At 62.1% G+C, this 18,402-nt stretch carries 16 protein-coding genes; 6 read left to right on the top strand and 10 right to left on the bottom strand.

All coding sequences use genetic code 11. The features are described 5' to 3' along the window. Window positions 1–48: 48 nt before the first annotated feature. On the top strand, window positions 49–753 hold the full coding sequence (locus ABIB95_RS05215; protein ID WP_354238109.1) for a GrlR family regulatory protein: 705 nt from the start codon (window positions 49–51) through the stop codon (window positions 751–753). Between the two features lie 117 nt (window positions 754–870). On the opposite strand, the gene ABIB95_RS05220 is transcribed toward ABIB95_RS05215, so the two are convergent. The 3 genes from ABIB95_RS05220 to ABIB95_RS05230 form a co-directional block, all read right to left on the bottom strand. Next, window positions 871–1,800, bottom strand: coding sequence for a hypothetical protein (locus ABIB95_RS05220; protein ID WP_354238158.1), 930 nt, complete (start codon window positions 1,798–1,800; stop codon window positions 871–873). A gap of 149 nt (window positions 1,801–1,949) precedes the next feature. Continuing rightward, a complete protein-coding gene (locus ABIB95_RS05225; protein WP_085399220.1) occupies window positions 1,950–2,909 on the bottom strand; it encodes an MBL fold metallo-hydrolase in 960 nt (319 codons plus the stop codon). Window positions 2,910–3,149: 240 nt separating this feature from the next. Then, window positions 3,150–4,826: a winged helix-turn-helix domain-containing tetratricopeptide repeat protein gene (locus tag ABIB95_RS05230; protein WP_354238110.1), complete on the bottom strand. Its 1,677-nt coding sequence runs from the start codon at window positions 4,824–4,826 to the stop codon at window positions 3,150–3,152. 236 nt (window positions 4,827–5,062) lie between these two features. Here ABIB95_RS05230 and ABIB95_RS05235 point away from each other — a divergent pair, with 236 nt between their 5' ends. Then, on the top strand, window positions 5,063–6,013 hold the full coding sequence (locus tag ABIB95_RS05235) for a helix-turn-helix domain-containing protein (RefSeq protein ID WP_354238159.1): 951 nt from the start codon (window positions 5,063–5,065) through the stop codon (window positions 6,011–6,013). Window positions 6,014–6,362: 349 nt separating this feature from the next. Next, a complete protein-coding gene (locus tag ABIB95_RS05240; RefSeq protein WP_354238111.1) occupies window positions 6,363–7,985 on the top strand; it encodes an ABC-F family ATP-binding cassette domain-containing protein in 1,623 nt (540 codons plus the stop codon). A gap of 189 nt (window positions 7,986–8,174) precedes the next feature. Here the strand turns inward: ABIB95_RS05240 and ABIB95_RS05245 are convergent, their stop codons facing one another. After that, window positions 8,175–10,391, bottom strand: coding sequence for an alkaline phosphatase family protein (locus ABIB95_RS05245; RefSeq protein WP_354238160.1), 2,217 nt, complete (start codon window positions 10,389–10,391; stop codon window positions 8,175–8,177). Window positions 10,392–10,643: 252 nt separating this feature from the next. Here ABIB95_RS05245 and ABIB95_RS05250 point away from each other — a divergent pair, with 252 nt between their 5' ends. Next, a complete protein-coding gene (locus ABIB95_RS05250) occupies window positions 10,644–11,420 on the top strand; it encodes a class I SAM-dependent methyltransferase (RefSeq protein ID WP_354238112.1) in 777 nt (258 codons plus the stop codon). Window positions 11,421–11,492: 72 nt separating this feature from the next. Beyond that, a complete protein-coding gene (locus ABIB95_RS05255) occupies window positions 11,493–12,368 on the top strand; it encodes an MBL fold metallo-hydrolase (protein WP_354238113.1) in 876 nt (291 codons plus the stop codon). A 79-nt stretch (window positions 12,369–12,447) separates the two neighbouring features. Here the strand turns inward: ABIB95_RS05255 and ABIB95_RS05260 are convergent, their stop codons facing one another. The 3 genes from ABIB95_RS05260 to ABIB95_RS05270 all read right to left on the bottom strand — a co-directional run bounded on the left by ABIB95_RS05260 (window position 12,448) and on the right by ABIB95_RS05270 (window position 15,027). Next, entirely contained in the window at window positions 12,448–13,071 is a 624-nt protein-coding gene (locus tag ABIB95_RS05260) for a septal ring lytic transglycosylase RlpA family protein (protein WP_354238114.1), read from the bottom strand. A gap of 257 nt (window positions 13,072–13,328) precedes the next feature. After that, window positions 13,329–13,823: an alpha/beta hydrolase family protein gene (locus tag ABIB95_RS05265; RefSeq protein WP_063983612.1), complete on the bottom strand. Its 495-nt coding sequence runs from the start codon at window positions 13,821–13,823 to the stop codon at window positions 13,329–13,331. 94 nt (window positions 13,824–13,917) lie between these two features. Beyond that, window positions 13,918–15,027, bottom strand: a complete 1,110-nt coding sequence (locus ABIB95_RS05270; RefSeq protein ID WP_354238115.1) for a DUF937 domain-containing protein — start codon at window positions 15,025–15,027, stop codon at window positions 13,918–13,920. A gap of 881 nt (window positions 15,028–15,908) precedes the next feature. Between ABIB95_RS05270 and ABIB95_RS05275 the strand changes: the two genes are divergently transcribed. Continuing rightward, window positions 15,909–16,172 carry a DUF3551 domain-containing protein gene (locus ABIB95_RS05275; protein ID WP_354238161.1) on the top strand — a complete coding sequence of 88 codons (264 nt, stop codon included), beginning with the start codon at window positions 15,909–15,911 and terminating at the stop codon, window positions 16,170–16,172. A 104-nt stretch (window positions 16,173–16,276) separates the two neighbouring features. Here ABIB95_RS05275 and ABIB95_RS05280 read toward each other — a convergent pair whose 3' ends face one another. The 3 genes from ABIB95_RS05280 to ABIB95_RS05290 form a co-directional block, all read right to left on the bottom strand. Further along, on the bottom strand, window positions 16,277–16,633 hold the full coding sequence (locus ABIB95_RS05280) for a PilZ domain-containing protein (protein ID WP_354238116.1): 357 nt from the start codon (window positions 16,631–16,633) through the stop codon (window positions 16,277–16,279). 322 nt (window positions 16,634–16,955) lie between these two features. Next, window positions 16,956–17,204, bottom strand: a complete 249-nt coding sequence (locus ABIB95_RS05285; protein WP_071914505.1) for a hypothetical protein — start codon at window positions 17,202–17,204, stop codon at window positions 16,956–16,958. 116 nt (window positions 17,205–17,320) lie between these two features. Further along, window positions 17,321–18,283: an alpha/beta hydrolase gene (locus ABIB95_RS05290; RefSeq protein ID WP_354238117.1), complete on the bottom strand. Its 963-nt coding sequence runs from the start codon at window positions 18,281–18,283 to the stop codon at window positions 17,321–17,323. Window positions 18,284–18,402 lie beyond the last annotated feature (119 nt).

The raw sequence follows: 18,402 nt of genomic DNA on the forward strand, positions 1-18,402 counted from the left end.
CGGCCTAGGTAGCCCGCGATTCTTTTCTGATTTTGTGGACTTATTGAATTGCTGGACGGACTCTACAAGGTTGAATACGGCGTCAACGATGCGTTCGGCCGCAGCATCATGTGCCTGCATGACGGTAAGATGCTGGGCGGCAATTCGGCCTTCGCGCACCTTGGAACCTATGCCGAGCGCGATGGCGAGATCGTCGCCGAGGTGATCACCGAACGGCACAACGAGGATCCCAATCACAAGCCGCTGATGGGAGCCGATATCGCCTCGATCGGTGCGCGCGGGCGGCTGCACGGTAACCAGATCCGTCTCGAGGGTGGCGCGGACACCATGCCGGGCGCCAAATTCTGGGCCAATCTCACCCGGCTCGACGACGAGGGGTTGCCTCCGAGTGGTGCGGTCGGTCCGGGCGGCATCGCCAACGGACTCTATGGGATGAGCCTGCGCGCGCTTGACGGTGTCGATGCCGGATTATCGGGCGTGATGCTCCTGATCGACGGCCGCATCCTCGGCGGCGATGCGTTCTTCTACTATCTCGGCTCCTATTCCTCGGCGGACGGCCGCTGGAAGGGCGAGATGCTGAACCAGGAGCACACGCCGGCGAAGGGCGAAAACCCCGTGTTTGGCGGCTATGAGGTCGGGATCGGCTTCTCCGGAACCTGCACGGCGGATAGCGGTGAGCTCGAAGGCATCGCGCTCGCCGGCAAGCGCAGCCTGCGCCTTGCAGCCTCGCTCAAGCTGATGCGGCGGGCCTAGGACGTATCCTCATCGAAGCCGCGTCGGCTTATGCCAAAAAGTGACATCGAAGTGGTCTGGGACGAATGTCGTCCTTGGGCCAGAGGCGGGAAGGCCAGTTCTTCTACCTCTCGCGCTTCATTTCATCGCAACATCGCGGTCGATGTCTTGCAGGTGCACGAAAGTTGCCCAAGCCTTTCGATATTCGCTGTCTGTGGGATCGATCGCAAGCAAGGCGCGACACGCCTCTTTGATTTCGTCCGACGAGGGACGCATCGCGACGTTTCCGGACGACTTAGCTTGGTTCCAGCGCTCCTCGACGCCCTTTGCGAAGGCGAGTGCCTCGGAGGGGCTCCGTTTCCGGGTTGACCTCGCCAAAGGGTGATCCGGAGGGAATTTGGGCCATGCGACGGGAGGCTGATCGGCTCGCCACTCACTCTCCTTGCCGGTCCCACGCTCTCCCGGCAAATTTGCCTGGGCTCCATTGGCCGATTCAGGCGGGACAGTCCGTGCGCCCAGCTCGCGGAGCTGCTGCTCCATGGTCCCGCCGGACGCCGTTGCGCCTGCCGCAGGTGCACGCGTCGTCAGACCTGACACAGTTGAGGTGCCGGCCTGCGGAGCGACCTTCTGAACGGTTTGCGCAACGGACAGCATGCCAGGCGAAAGAGCAGGCTTCTGCTGCGCGAGCTTGTCATTTTCAGTGGGGCAACGCCGAAATCCCGAGCGCAGCTGCGTGATCCGGCCGTCGTCGTCGATGCGGGCAAAGTCAACGGCCACAGTGTAGACGAAAGCGGCATCGATGGATTGGCCGGATTTGTCTCTCGCGTTGACGGCGCCGCAGACATATCGCGCCGCATCGGCCTCGACTGAACGCAATGCGCTGAATTTGGCGGAGTCCGGATCGATCAGCACGTGCCGAACTGCTGCGCGAGCTTTCATGTGCTCGTTAGAGAAGATGCTGAGCACGACATCCGGATTGAACATGTCGGGCTGATAGTACCACTTGTACTCCACAGCAAGGAATGCTGCGCCAAAGGCCGTCGCGATCAGGAAAGCAGATGCATTCATGGATTTGGTCGGGGCCACAGCTGGTTTTGCTCAAGGGGGCAGTTGCCGGTGCGGGAAACACACTGAGCAAAGTCAACCAAGGGGGCACAGGCTGACGCCTGACGGGTGGCAGCGGCAGGTCCACATCAACCAGCGAAGGACCGTGGGTCTCACAGCACTGGCGTACACTGCATGTCTGCTCCGACGATGAGCGGCCCGTTGTAGGCAGTTCGCAAATCAGCGATGGCCGCATCGAGTTCAAACAGACCGAAATGACTGACGATGAGCTGCTTGACCGCAGCCTCTTGGGCAACGCGTCCGACGACTGCCGGTGTTGCGTGCAAGGGAACATTCGCACCGGGCGCGATTGCAAGATGCATGATCAGGAGGTTCGCGCCCTTTGCGAATTCGACGAAGCCTGGATCGGTGCCGTTTTGGTCGGAGCTAAACACGATCGACACATTTCCGGTCTGCACGCGATAGGCCAAGGTTGGCATATTTCCATGCGGGATTTTCCGTGCCGTGACTGTCGTTCCCTCGCGCTGCAAAACCACGGATGGATCGCTTTTGACAGCGTCAATCACTCCGACATCAAGTCGAACGCCACCCGCCACAACGCGCCCCATATCGGGCCGCACGCCGCTGCCCCCGTATGAGCCGCCTAACGCCGATCCGAGCACTGGAAATGCGCCAGTCTTCTCGTCAAAAAGCCTGTTGAGGAAAATCGCAAAGTCAGGGGCCGCATCGTTACCTGTAGGACCGAAAACCTTGAGAGGTTCCTTGCGGACCTCGTGGCTCAGCCAAAGGAACGCTGGCAAGTCGGAAACGTGATCTGGATGAAGATGGCTTATTCCGACCATCCACAAGTCTTCGAGTTTGGCTTGCGATTCACCAAAGCGGTGTTGAGCACCACCGCCCATGTCGATGAGTATTCTTGCGCGCCCCTCGATCCAGACCAGATAACTCGTCGATGCCCGAGTGGGATTCATTCTGGGGCCACCAGAACCGAGGATTTGCACGTCGAGCGGCGTTGTACCGCAACTCTGTCCGAAAGCGCTCAAACTGCTCAGTGACGCACAGAAAATTCCCAGCAAGAAAATAACCGGAAGCCGAACCATGAAGACACCCATGTTGTTCAAACAGAGTCTATCAAATCGGTCTTGCAAATTTCACGACAGGGCATTTTGCCAGCAGCTAAGCTAGTCAACGGGGGTAACTGCGGCAAGTCATGATCGCTAGGGATCGACGTCTGCTCCGGGTCACAAGTCGACATCTGAGCAAAGACTACAAAGCGTCCGCTGTGGGCCAATAGCGGAAGTTGCGCTTATTCGATCACCTCGTTGCCAAGGCGAGTACCTTGGCCGAGATGGTCATTCGGGCAGCCCTGCTTGCCGCAATCCTTCCTCATATCGTGCGACGTCCTCAGCACGTCGATAAGGGCCAAGCACATCTTTGAGATTGGAAAGGCGCAGCGTGGGGCTCAGTTCTCGCAGCCGAGCCACGGCCTTGTGTGCTTGCTCCGGCCGACCGGCCATTGCGTTGCTTGCGGCGGTGATACGTAATCCAGGTCGATAGTCCGGACTGCACTGCAATGCCATTGCCGCCCATGATGCCGCTTCGTCATAGCGGTCCAAAAAGAAATGTGCATACGCGGTCCCGGCTCGCATGCCCATCAGCCACGGATCAAGTGGGCTCAGGCGAATGGCTCGTGCGAAGCGCTCGATCGCCGATTCCGGCTCGCCGAGCCAGAGTTTTACCCAGCCGCCGAAATTCCATGCCTCAGCCAAATTGGAATTAAGCGCGATCGCGCGATCAACTAAGCCGGCACCTACCCCGAGATCCCCAACAACAAACGCTAACGCATTCCCGCCAGCGGAGAGCGCGTTCGCGTCATCCTTGCCCAACTCAACTGCCCGTTGGGTGAGCTTCTTCACTTCGGCAATCGCGTTCGCCGTGTCCGGAATCCAGCCATTGATCCTGGCAATGAGGTAGCAAAAGGCTGCGCGACCGTAGGCGGTGGCAAATTCCGGGTCGAGCTCTATCGCGCGGTTGAACAGACGCAATGCCTCGTCGTTCGCTTGCCGGTTACCAAACTGATGAAGCCGGGCCAGACCGCGCAAATAGTGGGCATAGGCGTCGAGACTAGCGGTCGGCTTGCGTTTGGCGCGCTCGATCTCAGCTTTCTCCACCGCAGGCGCGATCGCCCCGACAACGCTTTCAGTCACCTGGTCCTGCAAATCGAAGATGTCGCCGAGCTCGCCATCAAACCGATCGGCCCAAATATGTGCTCCAGTAGCGGTATCGACGAGTTGTCCCGTAATGCGCACTCGGTTTGCCGCCTTGCGAACGCTCCCTTCCAACACGTAGCGCACCCCAAGCTCGCGCCCCACCTGCTTCACGTCGACAGCGCGCGCCTTGTAGGTGAAGCTGGAGTTTCGGGCGATGACAAATGGCGCCTTGAAACGGGACAGCGCCGTGATGATGTCCTCGGCCATTCCATCGGCAAAGTATTCCTGTTCGACATCGCCAGACATATTCTGAAACGGAAGCACCGCAATGGAAGGCCTGTCGGGCAGCGGAGGTGGACTCCCGGCCTCGGCAGCAAAAACTGGCGCAGCCTCTCGCGTTTCCGTCGGCGCATCGACCTCAAAGGCCCTGATAGGCTCCTGAATGTTCTTTACATGTTGAACGCCAAGATCCGTACCTGGGTCTGTGACCGAGGCTCGCGCGGGCAATCCTTCCTCGGTGATCTCGCCAACAAACCGGAAGCCTCTGCGAGCAACCGTCCGGATCAGGCGTTGCTCCTTGCCGGTATCCCCGATTGCCTTGCGCACGGCATTGACGTGGCTGGTCAGCGTGGATTCGGACACGATCCGTCCTTCCCACACCGCCTTCAGAAGATCGTCCCTTGTCACGACCTGTTCCCGGTTTCGGACCAGGAAGAGCAGCAGGTCGAACACCTTCGGTCCGATGGGGATGAGCTCGGAGCCTCGCTTGAGCTCGCGCCGGTTGGCATCGAGACAATAATCTTCGAATAGAAACGACACTTGTGATCCTTCCTGGACAAGAAGCCAAGGAAAACTCGATCGCAATTCAGGCCGGCTGCAAGGTCTTTTCCGTTCGAAACAGTACACATTTTCTCACCCTTCGGGAACGAGGGTTCGAGAAATGGTTGGCCCGCCTGCACTCGACGCGCACTGACGTTCGCAATCAACGCAACAAACCTGGCCGAGCCGAGGCAGGCTTACCACCTGCATCGCCTCCCGAGTGCGAGGATACGTTCATGAACAAGCATATCTTGCGCGCTTCCCTGGAGGACGCGTCAGTTGCGCCTGAGGCGTGCCAAGTCACTCCGGCTCATGCCGGGCGCCCTCCCGCCGGTGCAGAAATGGCGCGGGTGCTCGGGACCACGCCATTTCACATGGCTTTGGATTCCTCCGGCGCAGGAATCGCCCACTGGAAGCATGACCCGCTGCACGACGTCGTCGCGCCCATGAGCCATCACGTCATCATGGCTTACAACGGCACGGTGCAGCGCATGGAGCGGCGGATGGGAAGCGCGGTTGCGATCGGTACGTTTCGTCCCGGAGTCGTGATCATCATCCCCGAAGGATCGAGCTCCCGGTGGGATATTCCGAAACCTGTCGATGTCATCCAACTCTATCTTCCGCACGCCACGCTCGAGCGGGTTGCAGGTGAGGTCGACCGCGCCACCTCGGCCGATCTGCTGGAGCGAACGGCGCATCCCGACCCCATTACATCCCAATTGCTCCTGACCGCGACCGACGCCGTGGTGGGCAATGTCGTCGTGGATACACTGTTCAGGCATCAGCTGATGGACCTCTTGGCCACGCGCCTGCTGGCGGCGCATGTCGGCGCGCCGTCCACGTTCCAGCCGACGCGGGGCGGCCTCTCACCGGTCGTATTGCGCCGCGCCATCGAGCGCCTGCACTCGGGCATCGACGCTGACGTATCGCTCGCGGCGCTCGCTTCTGATGCCGGTCTTTCGCGATTCCACTTCTGCCGCGCCTTCAAGGAAAGCACCGGGCTTTCCCCACATGCCTGGCGGCGCCAGCAACGGCTCGAGGAGGCCAAAAACATGCTGCGCGGCACCGACGCGTCGGTGCTCTCGATCGCGGTCGCGCTCGGCTATTCTTCCCAGACCGCGTTCGCCGCCGCCTTCAGGAAGCTGACCGGGGACACCCCGAGCAATTGGCGACGGCGTGCACGTTGACAGCATCGCCTATGCTGAGAACAGCATCATTGCGAGAAAGGCTCCCGGATGCAGGCGGGCAAAAGAAGGTCCCATGACCGCTATGGGTCACAAGCCGACGCCTGACGGGCGGTAGCGGCAAGTCCGCTATATGGGACATTGGCGGACGTCACGCCTTGCCGCTCGGACAGCGCGCTTCGGCTGGAAGCGGACAGCAAGACGGCAGGCAGCGGGCGCGAAGCGTCGCGTCGGGATGAATTACAGGAAGCTGGCGTCTGGCGGAGGTGGAATCCGGGCCCGGCCGGGCTTCCCCCGGCGGCCCGTATGGCCTATGACGCTGCAACGCAACATTCCCTCTCAAAAAGACCCCATGATCCGCCTCGACAACGTCAGCAAGCAAGCCGGCCACCAGATCCTGTTCATCGAAGCCTCGGCCGCCCTCAACAAGGGCGAGAAGATCGGCCTCGTCGGCCCGAACGGCGCGGGAAAGACCACGCTGTTCCGGATGATCGCCGGTGAGGAACTGCCCGATGAAGGGCAGGTTTCGACCGATCGCGGCATTACCATCGGCTATTTCAACCAGGACGTCGGCGAGATGAGCGGCCGCAGCGCCGTGGCCGAGGTGATGGATGGTGCAGGTCCCGTGAGCGAGGTCGCAGCCGAATTGCGCGAGCTCGAGGCCGCTATGGCCGACCCCGACAAGGCCGACCAGATGGACGAGATCATCGCGCGCTATGGCGAGGTGCAGCACGCGTTCGAGGAGCTCGACGGCTACGCGCTCGACGGCCGCGCGCGCGAGGCGCTGTCCGGCCTCGGCTTTAGCCAGGAGATGATGGACGGCGATGTCGGCAAGCTTTCCGGCGGCTGGAAGATGCGCGTGGCGCTGGCGCGTATTCTCTTGATGCGCCCCGACGTCATGCTGCTCGACGAGCCGAGCAACCATCTCGATCTCGAAAGCCTGATCTGGCTGGAAAAATTCCTGCACGATTTCGAAGGCACGCTGCTGATGACCTCGCATGATCGCGAGTTCATCAACCGCGTGATCTCCAAGGTGATCGAGATCGATTCCGGCTCGCTCACGACCTATACCGGCGACTACGAGTTCTACGAGCAGCAGCGGGCGCAGAACGAGAAGCAGCAGCAGGCGCAGTTCGAGCGCCAGCAGGCCATGCTCGCCAAGGAGATCAAGTTCATCGAGCGCTTCAAGGCGCGCGCCTCGCATGCAGCGCAAGTGCAGAGCCGGGTGAAGAAGCTCGACAAGATCGAGCGGGTCGAGCCGCCGCGCCGCCGCCAGAGCATCGCGTTCGACTTCCTGCCGGCGCCGCGCTCGGGCGAGGACGTCGTGGCGCTCAAGAACGTCCACAAGGGTTACGGCAGCAAGCGCATCTATGACGGCCTCGATTTCATGATCCGCCGCAGGGAGCGCTGGTGCGTGATGGGCGTCAACGGCGCCGGCAAGTCGACGCTGCTCAAGCTCATCGCCGGTGCGAGCGAGCCGGACGAGGGCACGGTGGCAGTCGGCGGCAGCGTCAAGATGGGCTATTTCGCCCAGCACGCGATGGATCTGCTCGACGGTGAGCGCACCGTGTTCCAGTCGCTCGAAGACCAATTTCCGACCGCGGGGCAGGGCTCGTTGCGCGCGCTCGCCGGCTGTTTCGGCTTCTCCGGCGACGACGTCGAGAAGCGCTGCCGCGTGCTGTCGGGCGGCGAGAAGGCGCGCCTGGTGATGGCCAAGATGCTGTTCGATCCGCCGAACTTTTTGGTGCTGGACGAGCCGACCAACCATCTCGACCTCGCCACCAAGGAGATGCTGATCACGGCGCTGTCGGATTTCGAGGGCACCATGCTGTTCGTCTCGCATGACCGCCACTTCCTGGCGACGCTGTCGAACCGCGTGCTGGAACTGACGCCGGAAGGCATCCACCAGTTCGGTGGCGGCTACACGGAATATGTCGCGCGCACCGGGCAGGAAGCGCCGGGGTTGCGGTCTTAATTGGAAGCCGTAGCCCGGACGGAGCGAAGGGCCATCCGGGATTCGTTCCACGCGAGCGGTCGCGTGATGCAGTTGCTCCGGCCCCGGATTGCGCTTCGCTCCATCCGGGCTGCAACCAAATCGAGAGACTCGCAATGAACTGGCGGGATGGGCGGCGGTACAGCGCCCATCCGTTGTGGCCGTAAACCGCTACCGCAAAATCTCGCGCAGCACCTCGCCATCGACCTGGTGCGGTCTGACGCCCAGGATCTGCATGATGGTCGGCGCGACGTCGAGATTGTGCATGCGTCGGATCGTGGCGTTGTTGCGGATCTGCGGGCCGGCGGCGATGAAGGTCGCGCTCATCACCGGCAGCTTGGGATCGTGGCCGTGGGCACCATAGAAATTGGGCATCGACAGCGTGGTCGTCGCCGCATTGAACGGAGCATCGCCGAGCCGGGCGACGCCGGGGCTCTGGATGCCGTCGAAATTGTATCCCGGGGCCATCAGCGCGAACACGTCGCCAAAGTCCTGACCGATGGTCTTGCTGGTGCACTGTCCGAGCCCGGCCTCGCATTGTAGCGGGCGGGTCTCGACCACCGTGAACAGCCGCCCGTCCTCGAGCGAACCGTTGAATTTGGGGTTGGGATCGACGGCATTCCTCACGGCCTCGGTGATCTGCGTCACCAGCGCCTTGTAGGTGGCAGGATCGACGGTGCCACCCTGTTCGCGCTGTTGCAGGTTGACGTAGATGTTGGCCGCCGGACCGGAGGTGCGGATCGCCACCTTGGTGGTATCAATGCCGGCGTTCTTCAGGATATTGGCCATGCTGACCGAGGTGTGGAACGGCGCAAAGCCGTGGTCCGACACGACGATGACGTTGCTGTCCGGCCCTGCGGCATCGGCGATCCGCTTCACCGCCTTGTCCGCGGTCTGATAGGCGAAGCGAATGTAGGACTTGTAGCGGGCGACCTTGGCTGCGTCCTGGTTGGCCCCGATCGAGTTCGGGTCCTTCGGGTTGGTGCCCTGGCGCGGGTCGGTGAGCAGGAACTGATGCTCGGAGCCGTCGGGCTGCTCGATATAGACCATCACGAGATCGGCGTCGGGATTGTTCAGGATGGCGCGCTCGCCGATATCGGCCTGATAGCGCACGAAGGTCTTGACCATGTCCTCGAACATCGCCTCGATCTCGATGTCCGGGAAATTGGTGAAGCCCGGGCTCAGCCGCTCCGGAATGCGGAAGTCGGCCTGCGGACGCCAGAAGCCGATAGTGTTGTTGATGTCGTCGACGTCGGTCAGGACCGGTGCGTTGCGCGGAATGAAGTTGGCGCCGTAACGGGCGAAGCGCACCACCGAGAGATCGGGCGCAAGCTGCGAGACGAAGTAGGCCGCACCGACCTTGGCGCCGCTGCCGTCGAAGAAGAACGGCGCGTTCTCGCCACCGAACTTCGCATAGGCCGGTCCGGTCGCCGGGGGCTTGAACGGTCCAGCCGTGATGCCGCGCGTGGCGTCGAAGAACACGAGCGTGTCGTAGTTCACCCTGCTGTCATTGGTGGTGTCGAGCGCCGCTACCCGGATCGCGTATTTCATGTCCTGGGTAGCCGCGTTGGTGCAGGTTACGGTCGGAGCGGATGCGCATGAGAACGTCTCGATCGGCGCGGAGGTTGCCAGCACCGGGCTGAACGAGAAGCGGCCAGCCGCCTGGAGGGCCGTGGCCACGGCCGGATCGGCGGCGAAGTCCGCCGATGTGAGCGAAAAGCCCTGGGCGCCGATACCGCCGAATGCGCCGAACGGCACGGTGTAGTCGGTGATGCGGATCGGCTGGGCCGGTTGCACCACCGTGCCGTTGATCGAGATGTCGGCGCCGTCGCCGCCCGGCCACGTCGCAGTGACGACTTTCCTGCCCTGCTGGCGCAGTTGCACCCACAGCGGCAATGCCGTCGGACGCGGCGAGGGCCCGAGCGGGCTCTCGCGATAGCCGCCGATCGGCGCGGCGAAACCGCTGAGGCTCGACGTAGCCGGCCCGACGATCGCCTGGAAGGTGTTCGAGGGAATGTCGTTGTGGACGGCGGTCGAGCCGGTGGCGATCTCGATATGCGAGACGGCGGTAAGTGACGGCGACGCCGTGATGTTTTGCTGCGCCACCGCGCCATGGCGGCTCAGCCGCGCCAGAGCGCCGTCGCGCGGCAGTACGCCTTCGTCGATAAATTGCTGGATGAAATCGGGCTTTGCACCGTCGAGCGAGATGACGACTACCGGCGGCGAGCGGTGTCCGTGATGATGGTCGCGATCGTGGTCGCGATCCCTGGAATTGTCGAAGCCGCGGTCGCGGCCGTTGTCGTCCTGATCGGCGTGCGCCGGAATTGCGGTGCCGGCCAGCGATGCAGCGAGCGATATCGACGAGATCACGGAGAAGAGCGCTTTCATGTCCACGTGGTGCCCCATGTTTCTTGCTGCGCAACCTGCGCGGGTTTGACCTGGAATGACGCGGGGATTATCGAGCGCGGCCCACGACGCGCGTGTGACGCCTCGGCGACGTGTGTGCGTCGTTGAGATAACGCGGCGTGGCTGTGGTCACGTCACACCGAAATCAAGGTCCCGGCCGCACAGGCATGCGCAAGCCTCGCGCAACCCTCACGGGCGATGGTCCGTTCGAGAGCGAAGGTTGCGGAACGGGGCATGATCACCAAACTGAAAGAGATTTCCGCGGCGCCTCTGCCGTGCAAGATCTGCAGCGCAGAGGCCGCACTGTTCGGCGTGGTCGACTTCGCCAAACACTGCAATGAAGCGCGCGGCAGGCGGCTGCCGCTGTTGGGGAAGCCGGTCTATTACCACCGCTGCCAAGGCTGCGGGTTCCTGTTCACCGATGCATTCGACGACTGGAGCGAGGCGAACTTCAAGACCGAGATCTATAACGACGATTATATCGAGGTCGATCCCGACTACAGGGAGGCCCGGCCGGCCAGCTGCGCAAAACTGGTGCAGGATCTGTTTGGAGCCAGCAAGGCCGAGTTGCGCGTGCTTGATTATGGCGGCGGTGGCGGCCTGCTGAGCACGACATTGCGCAGCTCCGGATTCCTGGAGGCGGAGACCTTCGATCCCTTCGTGGCCGATTTCTCGCGGCCGCCGCAGGGGAAATTCGATATCGTCACCTGCTTCGAGACGCTGGAGCACATGCCCGATCCGACGGCTGGCATCGCCGCCATCGTCTCGAGCACAAAGGAGACCGGACTCGTGCTGTTCTCCACGCTGCTGCAGCCGCCTGATTTCGAGGCGCACGGCGTCAATTGGTGGTATGTCGGCCCGCGCAACGGTCACGTCTCGATCTTCAGCCGTGCAGCGCTTGTCCGTGCCTGGCAGAACCACGGCTATCTGACCGCCTCCTTCAACGACAATCTGCACATGGCCTTCCGCTCGCTGCCCGGATTTGCCCAGCATCTGCTGAAGCAGGCCTGAGCGGCGGCCGGCGCGTCTTGAGCGCGGTGGTCTTGCCCGCTACGTTTCCTCCCAAAAAGGGAGCGAACAACCATGAAGCAACTCCGGATCGGCGACATCACCATCGATGCGGTGATCGAGCGGGAAGGGCCGTGGCGGCGGCCGCAGGATTTCTTCCCGGCCTATGACGAGGGCGTGTTCGCCCGTCATCTGCCGACGATGGAGCCGGAGGTGTTCGATGCCGCGCGCGGCATGATGGTCATCACCTACCAGACGTTTGTCGTGCGCACGCCGCGCTACACCATCCTCGTCGACACCTGCACCGGCGAGGACAAGGGCCATCCGCCGCCGTTCGACTTTCCCGGCAAGGAGCGCTGGTGCAACGAATTGTTCGCGCTCGGCATCTCTTTCGAGCAGATCGACTACGTCTTCTGCACGCATCTGCACATCGATCACACCGGCTGGAATACGACCTTGCGCGACGGGCGCTGGGAGCCGACGTTTCCGAATGCGAAGTACGTCTTTCACAAGGGCGAGTACGCGGCCTGGGAGGCCGAGAATGCCAAAGGCAACAACCCGCCCGGCACCGTCTTCCGCGACAACTGCCTGCCGATCGTCGAGGCCGGGCAGGCGCTGCTGGTGGACGACGACTACGCGCTCGATGACACCGTCACGCTGACGCCGACGCCGGGGCACTCACCCTGTCATTGCTGCGTGAATATCTTTTCGAGGGGTAGCCGCGCGGTGGTCGCGGGCGATCTCATGCATCACCAGATCCAGTGCCGCGAGCCGGACTGGTCGGCGAAGCCGGATTGGGATGCCAGGCAGTCGGCGGTCTCGCGGCGAAAGTTCTTCGCCTCCGTTGCGGACACCGACACGCTGATCCTGCCGATCCATTTTCCGGCGCCGACGGTCGGGCTGATCAAGCCGCTGGATGGGGCGTTCGACTATCGGTTCAAGCGGGACTAGGCCGTGTACGCCCAAATCAGTCCTTTCCCGCCGTATTGATCAAGGCCCGGCTGCCGTCGATATATGAAATAGGCGGCCATTATCGAACGATTTCAAGCGTGACATTGACCACGCCGATCTTGATCATTCCAAGGGCCTGGGCCGCACCCGATGTAACGTCGATGATGCGTCCATGAACAAATGGACCACGGTCGTTGACTCTCACGATCACGGACTTTTTGTTCAAGACATTAGTCACGCGCAGGCGCGTTCCGAAAGGCAAGGACGGATGCGCCGCATGCAGCGCATGCTTGTTGAACCTCTCGCCACTCGCGGTCATCTGGTCTTCCGAGTAGAAACTCGCAAGCCCAAACAGTGGGGTTTCCCTTCTGGGATGCTTTTTATGAAGTGCATGCCGATGGTTGCTCTTCCGATGCGTTGCGCGCCGAATGTCGCCGTGAGCTTTCGGGCCTTGCCCTGTTGCGCGCTGACGCCGTCGGGGTGACTTCGTGGCAAGCGAGGGGAGGTCGTTGGCGCTCGGCGAACCGTTTGCGTCGCGGGTATGGTCATGCACTTCCCGCGGCGTTGCGCCAGGGACAATCGCCGACTTCGTTATTCGACTGAACTTCGCATGCGCAGAGTCAATTCCACCATCGAATGCGATGCATGATGCAGCAATCGCGGTAGCAGCAAGCAGTGCAGGTTGACCGCTCCATCGTTTCATGATGGCCCCCAGCGCCTCAGCTGGTTGGAGTAGTTCGGTTCCAGGAATTGCCGGCTTTGACATATGTCAACGTTGCCGTGGAAGGCAGCGGAGTTGCCATTTCGGTCAGCGCCCAGCCGACGCGCAACGAGAATTTGCCCAACTGCCCGCACATCGCCGCAAAGAACAGCCGCTGGCCTTGGGGAAGCCAGCGGCTCTGGCATCCCGCAAACCAATGGTGCAGGGCGCGTAGAGGTGGGCCGTGCGGCCCACCGAGATCAGATGCCAAGCGCGCTGGAGATTTCGCCGAGGGTTGCTTTCTCGGCGTCGCTGACCTGAACGCCCCCACCGAACCACCCTCCGCCTTCCGATGCAGCCTCAGCCGTCTTTTGACTAATCTGACGCAGCCAGCCCTTGAAAGCCGCGGCATCATCCGGAGCTTTCGCAGCAAGCAGCGCCGTGACTTCATGCAACGATGCGATTGTCTTGGTCTTGATCTCGGCCGGCGTGCTCTTGCCGAGCTCTGCCTTCAACCCGTCATGAGCCGCGGCCCGGCCGTCGCTCGTCTGGAAGTCGGCGACCACAGCCTTTACCAAGGGGTTGGCATTGGGATCGGTGGCCGCCTGGGCGAGCGCGGTGCCGCCAGCAAATGATTCCTTCAGAAGGCCAAACAATCCGCTCGGTTCGGCAGCCGTAATGGCCATTCCAGCATTCATCGGGCTTCTCAGGAGGAGCGCCCATTCATCCTTGGTGAAACTGGTCTTGTCGGCCATGGAGTCTTCTCCTTTCATCTTGCAGGACGGGAGGGTGGGAAACACGTCCCGTCCTGAAGTGTGGCGAGTTTATTGCGTGTGACGTCTCTGGCTTTCAGGCTTTCGCCAACTGGTCGAGCTTGGCACGAAGATTGTCGATCACTGGCTTTGCGATCGTGCCGGCCGGTGTCGCCGAGACCTTGTCGCACATCTGATTGATGGCCGGCGCCGCCGCGACGATCAGCTTGGCAAGCGCGCGTCGCGCTTCCGGAGAAAGCTTGGCAGCTCGTGCCGTGACGCCATCCAGCTGTGAGATGGCGTCGTTGATCTTCGGCAGGGCCGCCTGCGCGCTAGCTTCATCGGTGATGGTCGGCAGTTGAGCCTGCAGCGTACCAAGGGACGAATTGACCTGGTTCGCCAGATTCACGCCGTCAACGGTCAGATCCGCGGGCGCCATGCCCACAGTTCCGGTTGAGGGCCGCGTAATGTTTGTACTCTGAGCGACCGTCTGCTCGGTCGGACGCTGAAGCGCATATATGGCAAGTCCGGCAACGATAACGAGCGCGGCGAGCCAATATGGCCATTGCGCCCGGCCGGCGGCCATGGCGGCCTGGCTCGCGCCAGTAGCGCCGGAAACGCCGGCGATCCGGCTCCCTGTGGCGGCGGCCGTGGCCATTCCACTGCGTGCCTTGTCGATCAGGCCCGCGGCGCCGAGTTGATCACTGAGGCCCGATGGAATCGCCGCCATGATCTGATCTTTCTGCGAGCGCAGAAGCGATGCCAGTCCGTTTGCATCCATCCCGGCGTCATGCTGCTGCTTGCCGAGCATACCCAGGACCAGCGGCCCGACCACGGCGAGTAACGACTTGCCGCCGCCATCGCCCATTCCCGCGAAACTACCGATCGCCTGGGCCATGGTATCCATGGTTCGGCCTCCAAGCAGTCCGGACAACATGCTTGAACCCGTCTGAGCCAGGTCAGGGGCGCCAGCGTTGCGCAACATATCCAAGGGATTGCTGCCTTGCTGTTGTGACAGCAGTTTTGACAGTTGATTGGCGCCGGCCGGGGTTCCGACCAGATCCGACAGGCTGGCCAGTATTGTCGGGATGGCCGCTATTGCGGCCTTCTGCGTCGCGCTTCGGTCCATCCCAAGAAAGGAGGAAATCTGCGCAATGACTTCAGGGGTCAGGAGCTGTTGTGCAGCTGAAATGAGATTGACGGCCATGGCGGTCTCTCCACTACGTTGCAGGTCTGTTGGTTGCCCCCTAATTCGCGAATTTGATGTGAAAGGCGTCGATGGTTCCGAATGTCGCCTATCGCCCAAGTTGAGATTGCATCGATAGTTCGACTCCTTGATCCAGATCAAAGGTCTTCGGTACAGGGCAAATGCGAAGAGTTCGGCGCGAGATATCCAGTGCGCTGCGGCCCATCAGGCGGACCTGGTTGAGAGGCATCGATGTTTCGCTGACGGGCCAGGATTGGCTATCGGCTCCGAGCACCGCAATGCCCGCTAGCGGGCATGATGACGCGCAGTGGGATTGTACCAGAAGACAATTGTTCGCCGCGCGGACATCCACGTTACTGGCAGTGCGCGGGTGGGCTGCGGTCCGCGCCTCGATGACGGTCCCGGAACCTCACACTCAACCCAAGTCCGGGGCCGTCGTTTGGATAATCCAAATTGATCAGAAGGATCGTCGACCGCGTATCGAACTTCGCCAGTTTCTTGCTCGCAAGCCCTGGATGCGGGCGCGCGGCGCTAGCTTGCCCGCGCTGCGGATGTGAAGCCTCCCGCGAGAACGTTCAGCGGGGACGAGCTAGGGGATGCTCTCACCTGAAATGCGAGCAATGCGGAAAGACCAGTGATATTGCAGGATGGCGGCTGCAGGGTCTTTCCGAGCAAGGCTCAGGGCCACTTATCGGATGAGTTATGTCCGCCGGCCCGGGGCGAGCGCTGAGGCGCCGATATGGGCGCGACGGAATCGTTCCCCGCTTTTGTCGAGCGACGACGCAGGAGCTATGAAGCGTCGCAAGGCGTCTCCTGTCTCCACATGAGCGGCGGTCGAACCGGAAAGCTGGATGATCCATTTGGAGGAGACGGCGATGCGGATGCTCCGTTGGCTAATTCTGGGCAGTGCGGCGATCCTGGCGATCGCCTCGGCTACAGCCCAAACTTACGATCCCGGCCATCCCGTCTGCCTTCAGAGATGGGAGTGGGGTGGCAGCACCTATTTCGAATGCGCTTATACGTCATGGGATCAGTGCCGAGCGTCGGCGATCGGACTTTCCGCGATGTGCGTGGAAAACCCGTATTGGCAGCAACCGCAGGCGAGGCGATCAGGCGGCCGCTTGCGTTCATCAACCCCATACTGATGCGCCCGACGACAGCGGCGATGCAGCAGACACCGACCGTCGCATGGAGCCGGTACAGGAAGGGACCGGACCTATTCGATAGCATCGTCGGCGCGCGCGAGCAGTCAGGCCGACGCGTCCGGGCTAAAGACCCCGCCGCGGCACACGAGCCGGCGATCAAGTCGCACCACATTTGCGGGCGCGCCGGAATCGTTCGCCGCCTTTGGCGCGCGACGACGCAGGAGGAATAAAACGCCGCAGAGCGTGTCCTTTCTCCATACGACGCGGCAGTAGAAAATTCCGGAATGGCCGTCGAACGACAACACAAACTCGTCGGCAAATATGTAGCACGGCGTGGAAATGCGGGCACCCAAGGCGTTGATATCGCGCACCAGGCACGGATGAGTCCCGTGAATTTCACCAAACGATAGCCGTGCGGCCCGGTTGATCGGTATGCGCTTCATTGCACGACGTTCGATCATGGCGAGATGCTCCCAATGAAAGACGATCGCACTCGACGAAGTCACTTTCCCGGTCCCGCCGATATCCGGAAAACGGCAATTCCCGCACGTTGATCTGTGCGGCTCGCGCTAACAAGCAGCGTTGTTGTCTTATTAAAATTGGATCGAATTGGTGGTTAATTCGAACGGCTTGACGACGATGTTACCAGAGGACGTTCGTGCTTTCGACTTGGCCCGGCCATCTGATCTGTGCCGCACGGACACACATATGTGGATGCCCGGGACAGGCCCGGGCACGACGGAGTTGCAGAGTGTCCGTGCAGCAGTGGCGAACCAGCAGCGATCAGGCGCCGACCTCGCACTTCTTCATGAAGCTGTTCTTGGCGGCACCGGCAAGCGGCTTGCCGTCGGCGCTGACGGCCTTGGGCGTGCAAGCGTCGGCCTTGCACTTCTTCATGAACGAGGTCTTGGCGGCGCCGGCGAGCGCCTTGCCGTCCTTGCCGACCGCCTTGCTCTCGCAGGTGTCGTCCGCGAAGGCCGAACCCGCTGCAAAGGTGGCGACGATCGCTGCGAGAAAAATCCGCTTCATCATGGGTGTCTCCCTAGGACAAAATTGCCGAGCGGATTGGAGCCGCGAATCGTGGCGCAATCAAGCAGGATCGATGCGTGCCACGACCGATGTCGCGGATTTTTCCATTCATCTGCGGTTCAGATTCCGCGCGCGAGCAGTGTCTTGAAATCGGCCCGTGCGCGTTGCGCCTCGGCCTTCGCGGCCGCGGAAGCATCGCCAAGGCCGAAATAGCCGTGGATCAGGCCGGGGCCCTCATGGTGCTTGACGCGGACGCCGGCGGCCTCCAGCGCCCGTGCATAGGCCGCGCCTTCGTCGCGCAACGGATCGAACCATGCGGTGGTCACGATCGCGGGCGCGAGCCCTTTGAGCGAAGCGGCGCGGAGCGGCGAGACCCGCCAGTCGGCGGCATCCTTGGGATCGGCGAGATAGTGGCCGCAAAACCATTCCATCGTCGCGCGTGTCAGAAAATAGCCGTCGGCATTCTCGGTGCGTGACGGATAGGGCGCGTTCTCGCGCGCATCCGCGTAGCCCCCGACGACGTCGGTCACGGGATAGACCAGCAATTGTGCGGCCAGCTTGATGCCGGCATCGCGGCAGGCGATCGCGGTGGCGGCTGCGAGATTGCCGCCGGCGCTGTCGCCGGCAACGCCGAGACGCTTTGCATCGCCGCCAAATTCCGCGACGCGGTTGAAGATGTCACTTGCGGCGGCGAACGCGTCCTCGAAGGCGCCGGGAAAGCGCGTTTCCGGCGGGCGCCGATAATCGACGGAGACGACGACCGCGCCGGTTTCGATCGCGAGATTCCGCGCCTGCCGGTCGTGGGTTTCGAGGTCGCCCGCGACCCAGCCGCCGCCGTGGAAGAAGACCACGGTTGGCGCAGGATTGGGGCCGACGCGATAGACACGTGCATTGAGCGGCCCGGCGCCGCCTTTCACCTTGATATCCTGCACCGTGTCGACGGGGGGCGGCGGCACATCCGCACGCGAGGCAGCCAGTGCGCGCAAGGCATCGCGCGCGCTCTGTGGCGTCATCGTGGTGGGATCGCGTAGCGGCAGCAGCGGAATGATCTGGGCGATGACGGGATCGAGCGGTGCGGGCATTTGCAGGTCCTCGCTGGGTTCTTGGTCTTGCTTGCGGGGTAGCATAGATTTGGCGTACCGCATCGGCAACCGGTTACGCGTTACAATTGCAATGCCGCGGAATGAACGGTCAGGGAGGT

The organism is Bradyrhizobium sp. LA2.1, from assembly GCF_040547725.1.
In the GTDB taxonomy this organism is placed as follows: domain Bacteria; phylum Pseudomonadota; class Alphaproteobacteria; order Rhizobiales; family Xanthobacteraceae; genus Bradyrhizobium; species Bradyrhizobium barranii.